Source organism: Sellimonas catena (genome assembly GCF_027924685.1).
In the GTDB taxonomy this organism is placed as follows: Bacteria; Bacillota; Clostridia; order Lachnospirales; family Lachnospiraceae; genus Sellimonas; species Sellimonas catena.
The window spans coordinates 1-13,931 of the sequence record NZ_BSBO01000051.1 but is presented as its reverse complement, the minus strand read 5'-3'; the positions used below and the strand labels follow the sequence as shown (position 1 = coordinate 13,931).

General features: G+C 46.5%; 18 protein-coding genes. 1 reads left to right on the top strand and 17 read right to left on the bottom strand.

Going from position 1 to position 13,931, the window contains the following annotated elements; genetic code table 11:
* Positions 1 to 86: 86 nt before the first annotated feature.
* Positions 87 to 704, bottom strand: a complete 618-nt coding sequence (locus tag Selli1_RS17060) for a hypothetical protein (RefSeq protein ID WP_281874218.1) — start codon at positions 702 to 704, stop codon at positions 87 to 89.
* 217 nt (positions 705 to 921) lie between these two features.
* On the opposite strand from Selli1_RS17060, the gene lexA reads away from it, so the two are divergent.
* Positions 922 to 1,539, top strand: coding sequence for a transcriptional repressor LexA (gene lexA / locus Selli1_RS17055; protein WP_087167889.1), 618 nt, complete (start codon positions 922 to 924; stop codon positions 1,537 to 1,539).
* 69 nt (positions 1,540 to 1,608) lie between these two features.
* On the opposite strand, the gene rsfS is transcribed toward lexA, so the two are convergent.
* From rsfS to Selli1_RS16975, 16 genes are all read right to left on the bottom strand, one after another.
* On the bottom strand, positions 1,609 to 1,977 hold the full coding sequence (gene rsfS, locus Selli1_RS17050) for a ribosome silencing factor (protein WP_087167888.1): 369 nt from the start codon (positions 1,975 to 1,977) through the stop codon (positions 1,609 to 1,611).
* A 21-nt stretch (positions 1,978 to 1,998) separates the two neighbouring features.
* Entirely contained in the window at positions 1,999 to 2,577 is a 579-nt protein-coding gene (yqeK, locus tag Selli1_RS17045) for a bis(5'-nucleosyl)-tetraphosphatase (symmetrical) YqeK (protein ID WP_281874216.1), read from the bottom strand.
* Positions 2,578 to 2,580: 3 nt separating this feature from the next.
* Positions 2,581 to 3,192 (bottom strand): nicotinate-nucleotide adenylyltransferase, encoded by a 612-nt coding sequence (nadD, locus tag Selli1_RS17040; RefSeq protein WP_281874214.1) that lies wholly within the window; start codon positions 3,190 to 3,192, stop codon positions 2,581 to 2,583.
* Between the two features lie 4 nt (positions 3,193 to 3,196).
* Complete coding sequence (yhbY, locus tag Selli1_RS17035; RefSeq protein WP_087167885.1) at positions 3,197 to 3,490, bottom strand: ribosome assembly RNA-binding protein YhbY; 294 nt, start codon at positions 3,488 to 3,490, stop codon at positions 3,197 to 3,199.
* A 32-nt stretch (positions 3,491 to 3,522) separates the two neighbouring features.
* Positions 3,523 to 4,809: a GTPase ObgE gene (gene obgE, locus Selli1_RS17030; protein ID WP_191427384.1), complete on the bottom strand. Its 1,287-nt coding sequence runs from the start codon at positions 4,807 to 4,809 to the stop codon at positions 3,523 to 3,525.
* Positions 4,810 to 4,944: 135 nt separating this feature from the next.
* Entirely contained in the window at positions 4,945 to 5,229 is a 285-nt protein-coding gene (gene rpmA, locus Selli1_RS17025) for a 50S ribosomal protein L27 (RefSeq protein WP_024732559.1), read from the bottom strand.
* Positions 5,230 to 5,232: 3 nt separating this feature from the next.
* Positions 5,233 to 5,565 carry a ribosomal-processing cysteine protease Prp gene (locus Selli1_RS17020; protein WP_087167883.1) on the bottom strand — a complete coding sequence of 111 codons (333 nt, stop codon included), beginning with the start codon at positions 5,563 to 5,565 and terminating at the stop codon, positions 5,233 to 5,235.
* Positions 5,566 to 5,570: 5 nt separating this feature from the next.
* A complete protein-coding gene (gene rplU / locus Selli1_RS17015; protein ID WP_087167882.1) occupies positions 5,571 to 5,879 on the bottom strand; it encodes a 50S ribosomal protein L21 in 309 nt (102 codons plus the stop codon).
* 108 nt (positions 5,880 to 5,987) lie between these two features.
* Positions 5,988 to 6,818 (bottom strand): amidohydrolase family protein, encoded by an 831-nt coding sequence (locus Selli1_RS17010; RefSeq protein WP_281874212.1) that lies wholly within the window; start codon positions 6,816 to 6,818, stop codon positions 5,988 to 5,990.
* The gene (locus Selli1_RS17005) at positions 6,778 to 7,203 is read right to left on the bottom strand and encodes a CBS domain-containing protein (RefSeq protein WP_087252377.1); all 426 of its coding nucleotides are present in this window, start codon (positions 7,201 to 7,203) and stop codon (positions 6,778 to 6,780) included. Before Selli1_RS17005 ends, Selli1_RS17010 begins: the two co-directional genes overlap by 41 nt.
* Positions 7,204 to 7,242: 39 nt before the next feature.
* On the bottom strand, positions 7,243 to 8,562 hold the full coding sequence (locus tag Selli1_RS17000; protein WP_087167879.1) for an aspartate kinase: 1,320 nt from the start codon (positions 8,560 to 8,562) through the stop codon (positions 7,243 to 7,245).
* A gap of 18 nt (positions 8,563 to 8,580) precedes the next feature.
* Entirely contained in the window at positions 8,581 to 9,189 is a 609-nt protein-coding gene (locus Selli1_RS16995) for an HAD family hydrolase (RefSeq protein WP_281874209.1), read from the bottom strand.
* A gap of 74 nt (positions 9,190 to 9,263) precedes the next feature.
* A complete protein-coding gene (gene ybaK / locus Selli1_RS16990) occupies positions 9,264 to 9,755 on the bottom strand; it encodes a Cys-tRNA(Pro) deacylase (RefSeq protein WP_281874207.1) in 492 nt (163 codons plus the stop codon).
* Positions 9,748 to 10,962 (bottom strand): ribonuclease E/G, encoded by a 1,215-nt coding sequence (locus Selli1_RS16985; protein WP_138373941.1) that lies wholly within the window; start codon positions 10,960 to 10,962, stop codon positions 9,748 to 9,750. Before Selli1_RS16985 ends, ybaK begins: the two co-directional genes overlap by 8 nt.
* Positions 10,962 to 11,654, bottom strand: a complete 693-nt coding sequence (locus Selli1_RS16980; RefSeq protein WP_281874205.1) for a TIGR03936 family radical SAM-associated protein — start codon at positions 11,652 to 11,654, stop codon at positions 10,962 to 10,964. The genes Selli1_RS16985 and Selli1_RS16980 overlap by 1 nt, the downstream gene beginning before the upstream one ends.
* Entirely contained in the window at positions 11,638 to 13,503 is a 1,866-nt protein-coding gene (locus tag Selli1_RS16975) for a TIGR03960 family B12-binding radical SAM protein (protein ID WP_281874203.1), read from the bottom strand. The genes Selli1_RS16980 and Selli1_RS16975 overlap by 17 nt, the downstream gene beginning before the upstream one ends.
* Positions 13,504 to 13,931: the final 428 nt, after the last annotated feature.

Here is a 13,931-nt window from a genome sequence, read left to right as displayed (position 1 = left end):
TGCCTGTTTTGTTGAAGACACAGCTTCAGGCGGCATAGGGCAAAGGGTGAACTTTGATAATCGAATACCTGCCAGATATTGAATTTTCAAGGTGCATAGGCAAAATCTATGTGCGAAGTTTGAGTTAGTAAGAATAATTTTACTATGAAAACAGCTGCTGTTGATGGTGCACTTTGGATCATCTGAGACAGATCAGAGAAAGCAAGCTCCCCGATGAGAAACAGATAAACAGTACTGACTACTATATCCATGATCTGAAAAGCCAAAAACAGAAGCACATATTTTATAAAAGTTCGCACATTTTTATTGCCAAGACCAAATCCAGAGGCATTTCTTGTTGGACTGTCCATCAAAAAAATCCATACAAACATCAGTAACGCACCGATTGTTACAGCAATAGATATCATCATGGTTGAAAGTGAACTGCCGGAAAAGGTGTAAAGTACAAGGGCGAGGATACTGACAACTCCAGCGATCAGATAAGTCCAGTAAATGCGTTTCATTTTCTGAAAAAGGTCTTTGCGTGTGAAAAATACTGCAATGATCACTCCCATCGCAGGATACAGCATCTGTACACCGGCATAAATGCTAACGGGTTGATTGTTTTGGAAAGCTGCTCTCACCAGAAAGCCCATCAACAAAGTGATACCAAATACTGTTCCCAAATAAATGATCAGTCCTTTTTTCTCATTCTTTTTTAACATAACGTTCCCTCCATTCTACCTTGTATAATAAGGTTCTTATCTACATTATATAACAAGGTAGATAGAAGTCAAGATATTTATTCACTTATTTTTTTGCAAAAAAGAGTTAGATCGAACATATTTTCTAAACATTTGTTTGCCTTTTATACCTTGCTGTGATAAAATAGAAAAAAAGTATGTAGTCTGACAGAGACATTAGAAAGCAGGAGGACATTCCATGGGTAACGGAAATATTACAGAAAAGCAATCCGAGATTCTTGAATATATAAAAGCACAGATTTTAGAAAGAGGATTTCCGCCGGCAGTGCGTGAAATCTGCGAAGCAGTACATTTGAAATCTACTTCTTCTGTCCACTCTCATCTTGAGACGCTGGAGAAGAACGGGTACATCCGGAGAGACCCGACGAAGCCGCGTGCGATCGAGATTCTGGACGAGTCGTTTAATCTGACACGCCGCGAGATGGCACAGGTGCCGATTATCGGACGTGTAGCTGCAGGAGAGCCGCTTCTGGCAGAGCAGAATATTGAAGACTATTTCCCGATTCCGGTAGAGCGCCTTCCAAACAATCAGACATTTCTCCTTCGTGTGCGCGGTGACAGTATGGTGAATGTCGGAATTCTTGACGGGGATTATATTTTAGTTGAGCAGAGACCGACTGCGGAAAATGGCGAGATTGTCGTTGCCCTTGTAGAGGACGGGGCTACAGTGAAACGGTTTTTCAAAGAGGACGGACACTACCGGCTTCAGCCGGAGAATGACGCCATGGATCCGATCATTGTTGATGAAGTTACGATTCTCGGAAAGATGATCGGCCTGCTGAGATTTATGAGATAAGGATATTGATATTACAAAAGGCTGCGAGCACCTGAGGTTCGCAGCCTTTTCTTCATCTCCTGTCAGGATTTACTTTTCCAGATCTTCCATGGAGATCGTCTTTCCATCTTTCCAGATACGTTCCAGATCGTAGAAAAGACGGTTTTCTTTATCAAATACATGGACGATAATATCTCCGAAATCGAGCAGCACCCAGTTCCCAAGGCCATAGCCTTCCCGCTGTTTTACGGTATATCCTTCTTTTGCAAGCTCTTCCTCAACGTTATCTACAAGAGCCTGTACCTGACTGTTGCTGTTTCCGTTTGCAATGATGAAATAATCGGCCAGTACACTGATTTCCGAGATATCAATGACCCGGATATCTTCGCCTTTTTTGCTGTCCAGCGCACGGCAGGCAGCGGCTGCCATCTTTTTTGATGTTTCTAATGCGTTGCTCATCCATCTTCCTCCTGTTTTTGATTATTTGTTCAGATAGTTCTTATAGTATAAATATGTCTTCTCTGTCATAGGGTCAATGGCCAGATTGCGGGTGTGAAGGTAGGAAAGGGAATCCTTCAGAATCAGATAAAGGCAGGCGTCAATATCCTGAAAAGCCAGTTTTCTGACTTCCGGAAGATTCGGTGCCTCTTTTCTTCCCGGCTCGATATAGTCCGCGATATAAAGAATCTTATCCAGCATGGTCATCTTCGGCTTTCCGGTCGTATGGCAGATGATCGCATCCAGAATCCGCTGATCCCGGACATGATATTTCGTTGCTGCCAGGTAGGCGCCAAGCTTTGCGTGAAGCAGACTCGGATTCTGACGCTCGCTTTCTGAAATCGATAAATGGTATTTCTCACAGAGCCGGATTTTCTTTTTGGACGGGATACATTTGGCACAGTCGTGAAGGAGACCTGCGATCATGGCCTCGTTAATGTCTTCATTGTAACGCATGGCCAGGGATGCACACAGATACATCACGCCAAGCGTGTGCTCATATCTGTCCTGATCCAGGTATTTTTTCACTTTTTTACGCATCTTATGGATTGCATTGCTCATCTTCTATTCCTCCCTGTATAGACGATGGTCAGAAATATAGGAAGCTACATCAGACGGAACAAGCCGGCTGATGTCCTTTCCCTCTTCTACCATCTCACGGATTTCACTGGATGATACTTCAAATACCGGAGAATGGGAAAACAGAATCGTCGTTTCGTATGTGTTTTCCAGATGCCGGATCTGAGCCTCCATGGCTGCATCTGTCTCACTTAAATCGCGCTTTGCGGCAATAATGGAACAGGAATGTAAAAACCGGTCCGGATGCCGCCATGTTTCCATCTGAAAAAGGGAATCTGCCCCTACAATATAGAAGAACTCCCTCTCCGGGAAAGCGTCTTTGAAATATTCCATTGTTTCATAGGAATAGGAAACCGTCTCCTTTTCCACCTCGTAAGGCTGAAGGGAAAAATGCGGCTTCCCGCTGATTGCAAGCTTTACCATTTCCAGACGGTCTTCCATCCCTGCTCCGGTCTTTTCCGGCTGCTTATGCGGTGGATTGCCGTTTGGCATAAACCAGATTTCGTCCAGACCGAACTCTTCCATCACATGTCCGGCAAGAATCAGATGTCCGTTATGAATAGGATTAAAGGTCCCTCCCATGATTCCTGTCTTCATCTGGCTACCTCGGAAGTTCGATTTTCTTTTTCTCTTTTTTGCCCTCTTTGTAAAGGACGATCTTTTTGCCGATGACCTGCACTACCTGAGAATGGGTGCGCTCAGCAAGCATTTCCGCGATTTCACGCGGATCATCTGCACAGTTCTTCAGAACATTGATCTTGATCAGCTCTCTTGCTTCAAGCGCTTCCTGGACAGCACCTGTCAGTTCCGGCGTCATGCTGAATTTTCCGATCTGAAGAATCGGATCCATAGTCATGGCAAGACTTTTCAAATATGCTCTCTGCTTTGACGTCATGTGTATATTCCTTTCTATTCTCTGCTTAATTTCTATTTAAAATACTCAAAACTCAGTCCGTACATCCGGATTGTGTCGCCTTCCTCAACACCAAGCTCTTCCAGTTTTTCCAGAATACCGGTTTCCTTGAGGAAGTTCTGGAAGAAACGGAATCCTTTCTCGGAATCGAGGTTGGTATATCCAAGCATCTTTTCGATCTTCGGTCCTTCTACTACAAAGACACCATCTTCTTCTTTCTCCACTGTGTACGGGAGATCCGCAACCAAAAGTTCGTCCTCCGGGAAGAACTCCTGCGCAAAGGTGATCGGTTTGGAATCCAGCTTTTTCAGTTCGTTATTCACATACCATAACAGATCCTGAATTCCCTCTCCTGTCACACCGGAGATGGCAAACACCTTATATCCTTTTGGCTCGAACTCAGCCCGGATCCGCTCTACCGGATCTTCATCGCCTTCGTAGATCAGATCGGTTTTATTTGCCGCAATGACCTGAGGGCGTTCGGAAAGTTCTTTATTATATTTTTCAAGTTCACCGTTGATTTTGTAGATATCCTCGATCGGGTCTCTGCCTTCACTTCCGGCAGCATCCACCACATGAATCATCATCTTTGTACGTTCGATATGGCGGAGAAACTCGTGTCCAAGTCCTGCTCCAAGTGAGGCACCTTCGATCAGTCCCGGAATATCCGCCAGGACAAATCCCTCTCCATCTGCCAGATCTACAACACCCAGGTTTGGCGCCAGTGTCGTAAAATGATAGTTAGCGATCTTCGGGTTCGCATTTGTTACTCTGGACAGGAATGTGGATTTTCCGACATTCGGGAAACCGAGAAGTCCTACATCGGCAATGACCTTGAGCTCCAGATTCACCCAGAGTTCCTGGGCCGGCTGTCCCGGCTGTGCATACTTCGGAACCTGCATGGTGGAAGTTGCAAAGTGCTGGTTTCCAAGACCGCCTTTACCGCCTTTTAAGATGATCTGCCGGCGGTTGTCACCGGACATATCAGCTACGACCTTTCCGGTCTCCGCTTCTCTTACGATCGTACCTTCCGGAACACGAAGAACAATGTCTTTTCCGTTTGCTCCGTGGCAGCGCTTTTTCTTGCCGTTCTCACCCGGTTCCGCACAGTATTTACGGCGGTGTCTGAAATCTACGAGCGTATTCAGACCGTCATCGATTTCAAAAACCACATCGCCGCCCTTACCGCCGTCGCCGCCGTCCGGGCCGCCGTTCGGAACATAAAGCTCACGGCGGAAGCTGACGTGTCCGTCGCCGCCTTTTCCTGATTTTATAAAAATTTTTGCTCTGTCTGCAAACATGTTTCTTTCCTCTCAAAAAAGTGTTACAGCTTGTTTCTACTACATTATATAAAGAAAAGGTGTAAAAAACAAGGCTTCAAACCGACCAGATTTGAAGCCTTTGTATGTTCTTCGATTCATAGCATCAGCAGATGACTACTCAGCTACCGGGTATACAGAAACCTGTTTCTTGTCTCTGCCCTTTCTTTCGAATCTTACGATACCGTCAGATGTAGCAAATAATGTGTCATCTCCACCGCGTCCAACATTTACACCCGGATGAATCTTTGTTCCGCGCTGTCTGTAAAGGATGTTGCCGGCTTTGACGAACTGTCCGTCTGCTCTCTTGGCACCAAGTCTCTTGGACTCGGAATCACGTCCGTTCTTTGTAGAACCAACTCCCTTTTTATGAGCGAAAAACTGAAGGTTTAATTTCATCATGGTTTACACCTCCCTGAATCTCAAATCAATATATTTTCTGTACTCTTCATCTTCTGCCATATTCTGAAGTCCCAGAACCATGGCGGAAAACAGTAATGCCGCTTCCTTCGATGGAGAATGTAAAAACCGGTAATCGATCTTTCCGCTCTCATCATCGGCTGTGACAGAAGCCTCGTCCTGAGTGAAGGCCTCAATGGAATTGACCGTGTTGATCACAAGCATTGACGCAGCTGCACAGACGATGTCTTCACCTGCCGGAGCATATCCGGCATGTCCCTCTGTCAGGAAACCGACATACTCATTTTTTGCATTTTGATAAACCGTAATCTTAATCATTTTGATTAAGCGTTGATTTTTTCAATCTTCACAGCTGTGTACTGCTGTCTGTGACCGTTTTTCTTGTGGTAGCCTGTCTTCGGTTTGTATTTGTAAACGACAACTTTTTTCGCTTTGCCGTCTCCAAGTACAGACGCTTCTACAGTTGCACCTTCCACTGTCGGATTACCGATCTTCAGTCCGTCATTGCTCACTGCAAGAACCTGATCAAATGTGTAAGTCGTACCAGCTTCTGCTCCGAGCTTTTCTACCTTAATGATATCGCCTTCAGCTACTTTGTACTGTTTACCACCTGTTGCTATAATTGCGTACATATGGCACCTCCTATTATCATTACTCGCCAGCTTCGGTGTCCTGAAAAGAAACTTTGAAACCTCGCTGTGCGGCATACTCATATATATTAGCATGACCTTTTAGGAAAATCAAGCACTTTTCAGTAATTTTTCTGCATTTTTCCAAAGGATATTTTCCTTATCTTCAGATGAAAGATCCAGTCCCTGAAAATACCGGAGAAATTCACTCTGTCCTGCCCATGGCGAATCTGTCGCAAAGAGAATCCGGTCCGCTCCGTGTTCGGACACAATCCGTAGAAACTGTACGTCCGGAATCTTTGTGAAGCAGGCTGCCGTATCCAGCCAGACATCTTCCCCGATCAGGCATTCCTCCACCTCATCCCAGCGCATAAATCCGCCCATATGGGCAAGGATAAGCTTCTGTGGATGAACCTGCTGAATTACATCCCGGATCATGGCAGGAGTAGCATGTACAAAATCCGGATATCCCGGATCCAGTCCTGCATGGACACTGATGATCATTCCCAGTTCCGATGCATAGTCCAGAATCTTCAGATAGCCGGGATCATCAAACCGTGTCTCCTGGTAATCCGGATGAAGCTTGATCCCCTGAAATCCGTTTCGTTTCAGCTCCTGCAGTCGTTCTTTCAGATGGTCGCATGCCGGATGAATCCCGCCAAAAGAAAGAAGCTTTCCTCCGGTCTTCTCCGTGACCTCCATTGCGAACCGGTTGATCGAATCAAACTGAGAAGGCTTTGTCACAACCGGAAGTACAATACTTCTCCCGATTCCTGACTTCTCCATGGATTCCAGGAGGGATTCGTATGTTCCGGACAGGTGAGCTTTTTCTCCACACTGCTGTTCCAGAAAGGAGATGGTACGCTCCACAATCTTTTCCGGAAAAATGTGGGTGTGAAAATCAATCGTCATTCTTATCGCCGCTTCCCTTAACTTTGTCATTCAGATATCCGATGATATCACGTCTTGTCACAATACCGATAAAGAAATGCTGATCGTCCTCCACCGGTACAAAATTCTGCTCCATGGCCCGCTTTACCAGATCTTCCATATCCGCCTCAATGCTGACCGGAAGGTAATCATGCCTTCTTTCAAATTTCATGACGGAAAGGTTTTCAGCCTGCCGGATATCAAGGGTATGGGAATCCTTCAGTCCCCACAAAAGATCCCCTTCTGTAATGGTCCCGACATATTTTCCCTCTTTATTCAAAATCGGCACGCAGGAATATTTATAATGCTCCATAATCTCCATTGCCTGACGTACTGTGTGATAATCGTAGATAAAAGCCAGTTCTGCCTTTGGATGCAGAAAAAATAAAATATTCATTTTAAAACCTCTTCTATAAATCTTTCCTGTAAGTTGTTTTTAAAGCTGTGTATTCACAAAAATATCGTAAATCGCCGTGATTGCCTGTTCAAAATCATGGCACCGCACGCCGATGATGATGTTAAGCTCGCTGGATCCCTGGTCGATCATCTTGACATTGACATTGGCGTGGGACAATGCCGCGAAGATACGTCCGGACGTTCCCCTCGTCTGACGCATTCCTCTTCCCACGACAGCAATCAGTGCCAGATCGGATTCCAGTTCAATAAAGTCCGGTGACACGGCACGGTGGATGCCTGCAAGGACTTTCTGCTCTTTGCTTTCAAATTCATCCTGATGAACGAACACCGTCATCGTATCGATTCCGGAAGGCATGTGTTCGATACAGACATTGTTTTCCTCGAATACCTGAAGCACCTTCCGGCAGAAGCCGACTTCCGTGTTCATCATGGCCTTGTCAATCGTGACGGATGCAAATCCTTTCTTCCCGGCAATTCCGGTGATCGTAAACCGCGGGTGACGGCATGTGTCCTCTACAATCAAGGTTCCCGGGTCCTCCGGCCGGTTCGTATTCCGGATGTTGATCGGAATTCCTTCCTTTCGTACCGGGAAAATCGCATCCTCATGCAGTACAGTTGCTCCCATATAGGACAGCTCACGCAGTTCCCGGTAGGTGATCGTTTCAATCACTGCCGGATCCTTGACAATCCGCGGATCTGCCACCAGAAATCCGGAAACATCCGTCCAGTTCTCGTAAAGATCAGCGTGAACGGCCTTTGCCACAAGGGATCCGGTGATATCTGATCCTCCCCTGGAAAAGGTGGTCACGTTTCCATCCGGATCGCTTCCGTAAAATCCAGGAATGACCGCACATCCGGTATTTTCCAGGCGCTGCTGCAGCATGGAATTGGTCTTTTCCGTATTAAGACGTCCGTCTTTGTCGAAGAAGATCACATCAGCGGCATCGACAAACTCAAACTCCAGATAGGCAGCCATAATCAGTCCGTTCAGGTATTCGCCTCTGGAGGCCGCGTACTGCCGTCCTGCTTTCTGCTCAAACTGCTCTCGGATCTGTTCAAACTCTTTCTCAAGAGAAAGAGTAAGGGAAAGCCCGTCGATGATTTCCTGATAGCGGGATGTAATGAACTTCCACTCTTCAGAATAATCCAGCCCTTTCTCGGCCTTGTCATAGCACAAGTAAAGCATGTCCGTAATCTTGGTATCTCTGGAGTTCCGTTTTCCGGGTGCCGACGGTATTACATATTTTCTCGACTTTTCACTTCGGATGATCTCTCCCGCTTTCTGGAACTGGGCCGCGCTTGCAAGAGAGCTTCCTCCGAATTTTACTACTTTTGGCATATTCAAACGCTCCTTCACTTATCGATTGTGCAGAATATCAAAGGCAACAGACGGAGTAAAGACGACGCCATGAATTCCTTCCCTGCAGGCTGCCGCTGCGTTTTCCTCGATATCGTCAAAGAACAGAGCCTTTGCCGGATCGATCTGATACCGCTCAAGCAGTGTCTGGTAAATCTGCGGTTCCGGTTTCAGGCACTTTTCCTGCCAGGAAAAGACACCGCCGTCAAATGTTTCGATAAAAGAAAGTCTGTCCTTTGTCATTTCGTACAGGCCTTCTGAATAGTTGGAAAGATAATATACCCGGTATCCCCGCTCACGGAACCAGCTGATCAGATCCAGGGTGTAGTCCGCAGGCTGAATACATTCGCAGAGCCTGTCATAGACAAGCCGGATCTCCTCTTCGATTTCCGGATCGTTGGCGATGAATGCGTCACACCAGTCATCCGGTCCATACGTCCCTTTATCGCCTTCATACCAGGCACTGCTGCGAAAAACAGCATTTGCAACCCGTTCTCTGATGTCCGGGTCAAAATCAAACTGATCGAGGCAGAATGCTTCGCTGTACCGGATCAGAACATTTCCAAGGTCGAAGATGACCGTGTTACAGGTATCTACAGGTATTTTCATCTCATTTTCCTCCTGTCTGCTTCTCCACTATGTACTACTTTACATTGATAAAGTGAAGAATGCAACAAATTTCTTTACTTTTCCTCTTTTCTTATGACATCGCCATAGACAGCACGGGAAGCTGTTTTCAGATCCTCCGGCGACAGTCTCAGCTGCATTCCCAGTTTTCCTCCGCTTACATAAAGTTTTTCCAGCTGCTTTGCATCTTCCTGAATCACGGTTGGAAACTGCTTTTTCATGCCGATGGCGGTACATCCTCCACGGACATATCCTGTGATCGCAGTCAGATTTTTCAGCGGGATCATTTCCAGTGATTTTTCTCCTACCACTTTCGCGGCTTTCTTGAAATCAATTTCTTTTTCAATAGGAATGACAAACACATAGTGGGACCCGCTTTTTGCCTGGGTTACCAGCGTCTTATACACTTCTTCATGCGGCAGCGACAGCTGGTCGGCGGTCGCGATACCGTCCTCGAAATTTTCACATTCATACGTCTGATATTCATACGGAATATTCATCCGGTCCAGAATCCGCATGGCATTGGTTTTCAGTTCTTTTTTACTCATCTGTGTGCGCCTTCTTTCTGACTGCCTCATAAAGGGGCGGATGTACTTTTTTTCTTGTAATTTCCATCAGTTCCAGCCGGGTGATGTCAATCACCTCTGTCTTAACCGGGTCTGCTGCTGTCAGCTCCCGCATGGTCCGGATCAGAATTTCCCGGTCTTCCGTCTCTGACAGATTGATAAAATCAATCAGAATGATGCCGGACAGATTCCGAAGCCGGATCTGCCTTGCCGCCTCTTTGGCCGCCTCCAGATTCTGCTTCAGGTAACGCTCGTTTTTCCCGGAAACCGCCCGTCCTGTATTGACATCGATTACCGTCAGTGCTTCTGTAGGCTGAATGATCAGGCTTCCGCCCGATTTCAGCCAGACTCTCTGAGAAAGCGCCCTTTCCATTTCCCGCTCCAGACTGTAGAGCTTGACAAGAGGAAACTGCGGATCCGTATACAGTCTGAGACTGTCCAGCACTTTTGGTTCGGTCTGTTCCAGATAGGATCTGAGACGCTCATAAACGTCCGGGAGGTCGGTCACAACCTCTTCCAGCGTATCCCAGCGGACATGGGCAAATCCCGCCTCTTCTCCTGCCGCTCCCGCTTTCAGGCGGGTGAAACAGGTGCGTGTCCCGGCTCTTTCAATCAGGTCTGCAAGCTCTTTTTCCTGTTTCTGCAACTCTTGGTGCAGTTCCTCCAGAGTCAGCTGAGCCGCTTCCGTACGGAGAATCACGCCAAATGGAGAGCTGTCTGTTTCCTGAAGCCATGCTTTCAGAGCTTCCCGTTCCTTTTTCGGAATTCGGGAGGAAACGCCGGGCATCTGCTTTTTGCGCGATACGACAGCGTACCGGCCGGTCAGCGAAATATCCGTAGTAAGAGACGGCTTTTTTGCCTTGGATGCTTCCTTTTTCACCTGTACGACCAGTTCATCCCCGACACAGACCGGCTTTTTCCCTGCTTTGGAAGTAAAACAGCCATCTGCTGCCTCCTCCTCACTGCAGTAACACTCCATCCCTGGAAAAATTTCAATAAAAACCGCATGGATATTCGGAATTCTTTTTTTTACCTTTCCAATATAGATATCTCCCGCATGAACCGTTTTTTCCGGATGCTCATTTTGAGCCGTTTCGTCCGTGCAGAAGATTTCGGCCGTCTTTCCGTCCTCTTCCAGGAAAAAGCAGAGACGATCCATTACATTTGTTACAAGCACTTTCTGTTTCATTATACGATCTCCGTTCCAAGCGCATCCAGCGGTACCAGTGCTTCATCCTTTCTGGCATAGTTCTCCAGCCGGTGATAACGGTAATCTGCTTCTGCATCCAGATTTGATCCGGTCTGCTTTAAGAGCGCGGACATCACAAGTTCCGGTTTCAGATTGGTGGAACTTCCCGCGCATACTTTCATAAAAATCGACGCGCCCTGCTTTTCCATTTCCAGAATCCATGGACGGATATTGACTTCTTTTTCGCTCTTCTTTGTCTGTTTTACGACCAGAATCTCTTCCTGAGAAAGGAAGTTTTGAATATCCTCTTTAGTGACTTCTTCTGTCTCATCTTTCGGAAGGGCAAGGTAATCAGCCGCCTCGATGATCGCCATACCAGTTGCTTTCTTTTCCTCCGGAATCTGAACGAAGCTTACGACTTCCATTCCTTCTGCCATCACTTCGTTGAGCCTTCTCACCGCCTCTTTGGATGCAACCGGCCCGGTCAGTTCAATATCAAAATATTCCCCGTCACTGGTCAGTCCGACGCCAAGGGGATTGGCAAAGGACATGATCATATGCGGACTGAATCCCTGGGTAAATGCGATCGGGATCTCTGCCCGGCGCATAGCCTTCTGGAAATACCGCATCACATCCAGATGACCGATAAATTTCATTACTCCGTATTTTCGGAACTTAATTCTTGCCTTCAAAGCAGACACCTCCCTGATAACACATTGCGCCGCAGGCCGAGCAGCGTTCCCGGCAGTTTGGCGTAACTTCCCCTTTCATGGCACGCTCCCATTCCCGCTTCAGGAATGATTTGCTGACGCCCACATCAATGAAATCCCACGGGAACAGCTCGTCCAGATCCCGTTTGCGCATCGTATAGAATTCCAGATCCACTCCGGTGTTTTCAAACGCCTGCATCCATTTTTCATTGTCAAACTCATCGCTCCAGGAATCATAGAGACATCCCAGACGGTACGCTTCCAGAAGTACTTGGCCGGTCCGGCGGTCACCACGGGCAAACACGCCCTCCAGCACCGTCACATCCGCCTCGTGCCAGTTGTATTTGAGGCTCTTCCGGTTTAACTGCTCTTTCATCTCCTGATTCACGACATGAGCCCGGTGGATATAATCTTCCTGCGTAAACATTTCCGCCCACTGGAACGGCGTAAACGGCTTCGGGATAAAGAAGGACGTACTGAATGTAATCTGGCATTTTCCGTTTCTCTGATCCTTCGGAATCTCGTAGTACTTTCTAGCCACCCGATCCGCCAGTCTTGGGATCTCTTTCATATCCTCTTCTGTCTCACCCGGAAGTCCGAGCATAAAGTAGAGCTTGACTTTATTCCAGCCGCCTTCAAAGGCTTTGGAAGCGCCGTCCAGAATCATCTCTTCGGTCAGTCCTTTGTTAATGACATTCCGCATCCGCTGGGATCCGGCTTCCGGCGCAAAGGTCAGGCTACTCTTCTTGATGTCCTGTACCTTTCCCATCACATCCAGAGAGAAGGAATCGATGCGAAGAGACGGAAGAGAAATATTGATCCCTTTCCCCTTAAATTCCTCGATCAGGAAGGTCACAAGTTCTTTTAACTGAGAATAGTCGCTGGAACTTAACGAGCTTAAAGAAATCTCTTCGTGCCCGGTATTTTTCAGCATCTCATACGCATACTGCTTTAATGTTTCCAAATTTTTTTCTCTGGTTGGACGGTAAATCATTCCCGCCTGGCAGAACCGGCATCCACGGATACATCCTCTCTGAATCTCCAGTACGACACGGTCCTGGGTCACTTTGATGAAAGGAACGACCGGTTTTGTCGGATATGGCACCGCGCTCAAATCCATGACAACCTGTTTTTTGATCGTTCTTTTTGCATGGGGATTGTTCGGTTCAAAGGACTTTAATGTTCCATCCTCATGGTATTCGGCATCATAAAACTGTGGAACATAGATTCCTTCGATCTCCGCTGCCATCTCCAAAAATTCTTTTCTTGTTCCGTTCTTTTTCTTGTTTTCCTTATAGGCATCCAGAAGCTCATCATAAACGGTCTCGCCCTCTCCAATGTAAAAAAGGTCAAAAAAGTCAGCCAGCGGCTCTGGATTGACGGCACATGGGCCTCCTCCGATGACAATCGGATCTTCTTCTGTACGATCCTTACTGAACAGCGGAATACCCGAAAGATCCAGTACCTGCAAAATGTTGGTATAGCACATCTCATACTGAATTGTAATGCCAAGGAAATCAAATTCCCGGACCGGATCCTGGGACTCCAGGGCAAACAGCGGAATGTGCTCCTCTCTCATAATCCGGTCCAGGTCGGTCCATGGGGAGTAAACACGCTCACACCACGTATCATCTCTCCTGTTGAACATGTCATATAAGATCTTCATTCCGAGATGAGACTCCCCGATTTCGTAGACGTCCGGGAAGCACATGGCAAACCGGATATCTACCTGATCCTTGTCTTTCATCACCGAGTTGATCTCGTTTCCGATGTAACGGGCCGGTTTCTCAATTTTTAGTAATATTTCATCATTTAAAGCTAGTTTTCTCATAAAAAACCTCTCTTTTTTGTAAATAATGCACAAAAACCTCCGCTGGATTTTGTGACTTTCAAGGCTGGAAATACATGGAAAATCAACCGGTTTTCCGCCTGCTTTACCGCTGTAAATTACAGCATTTTTTGAGTTGAAATTGCGATTTACAACAATTTCCATTTTTTTATACCCTGCGGCACCAGGCATAACTATCTGGCACTATACGGCACAATATTTATATTTAGTCATTTCCATGAATATTTACACCTGTGCTATTATATGCCTTGCAGGGAAGAAGTTCAAGCAAATAATTTTCGTCGTATGTGTCAAGTAATCGTTGGCACTTTTTCTTCTTTTTTTGATATCAGTTTATTTCTTTTATTTTCAGACAATTCAGCTCGGACTTTATCTGATCATTTTATGTTTCTTTTTAACAGAATGCTCTT

What these genes read in the sequence shown, in the direction of transcription:
- Selli1_RS17060 (WP_281874218.1), bottom strand. Translation starts at nt 704, where the DNA reads ATGTTAAAAAAGAATGAGAAAAAAGGACTGATCATTTATTTGGGAACA.
- lexA (WP_087167889.1), top strand. Translation starts at nt 922, where the DNA reads ATGGGTAACGGAAATATTACAGAAAAGCAATCCGAGATTCTTGAATAT.
- rsfS (WP_087167888.1), bottom strand. Translation starts at nt 1,977, where the DNA reads ATGAGCAACGCATTAGAAACATCAAAAAAGATGGCAGCCGCTGCCTGC.
- yqeK (WP_281874216.1), bottom strand. Translation starts at nt 2,577, where the DNA reads ATGAGCAATGCAATCCATAAGATGCGTAAAAAAGTGAAAAAATACCTG.
- nadD (WP_281874214.1), bottom strand. Translation starts at nt 3,192, where the DNA reads ATGAAGACAGGAATCATGGGAGGGACCTTTAATCCTATTCATAACGGA.
- yhbY (WP_087167885.1), bottom strand. Translation starts at nt 3,490, where the DNA reads ATGACGTCAAAGCAGAGAGCATATTTGAAAAGTCTTGCCATGACTATG.
- obgE (WP_191427384.1), bottom strand. Translation starts at nt 4,809, where the DNA reads ATGTTTGCAGACAGAGCAAAAATTTTTATAAAATCAGGAAAAGGCGGC.
- rpmA (WP_024732559.1), bottom strand. Translation starts at nt 5,229, where the DNA reads ATGATGAAATTAAACCTTCAGTTTTTCGCTCATAAAAAGGGAGTTGGT.
- Selli1_RS17020 (WP_087167883.1), bottom strand. Translation starts at nt 5,565, where the DNA reads ATGATTAAGATTACGGTTTATCAAAATGCAAAAAATGAGTATGTCGGT.
- rplU (WP_087167882.1), bottom strand. Translation starts at nt 5,879, where the DNA reads ATGTACGCAATTATAGCAACAGGTGGTAAACAGTACAAAGTAGCTGAA.
- Selli1_RS17010 (WP_281874212.1), bottom strand. Translation starts at nt 6,818, where the DNA reads ATGACAAAGTTAAGGGAAGCGGCGATAAGAATGACGATTGATTTTCAC.
- Selli1_RS17005 (WP_087252377.1), bottom strand. Translation starts at nt 7,203, where the DNA reads ATGAATATTTTATTTTTTCTGCATCCAAAGGCAGAACTGGCTTTTATC.
- Selli1_RS17000 (WP_087167879.1), bottom strand. Translation starts at nt 8,562, where the DNA reads ATGCCAAAAGTAGTAAAATTCGGAGGAAGCTCTCTTGCAAGCGCGGCC.
- Selli1_RS16995 (WP_281874209.1), bottom strand. Translation starts at nt 9,189, where the DNA reads ATGAAAATACCTGTAGATACCTGTAACACGGTCATCTTCGACCTTGGA.
- ybaK (WP_281874207.1), bottom strand. Translation starts at nt 9,755, where the DNA reads ATGAGTAAAAAAGAACTGAAAACCAATGCCATGCGGATTCTGGACCGG.
- Selli1_RS16985 (WP_138373941.1), bottom strand. Translation starts at nt 10,962, where the DNA reads ATGAAACAGAAAGTGCTTGTAACAAATGTAATGGATCGTCTCTGCTTT.
- Selli1_RS16975 (WP_281874203.1), bottom strand. Translation starts at nt 13,503, where the DNA reads ATGAGAAAACTAGCTTTAAATGATGAAATATTACTAAAAATTGAGAAA.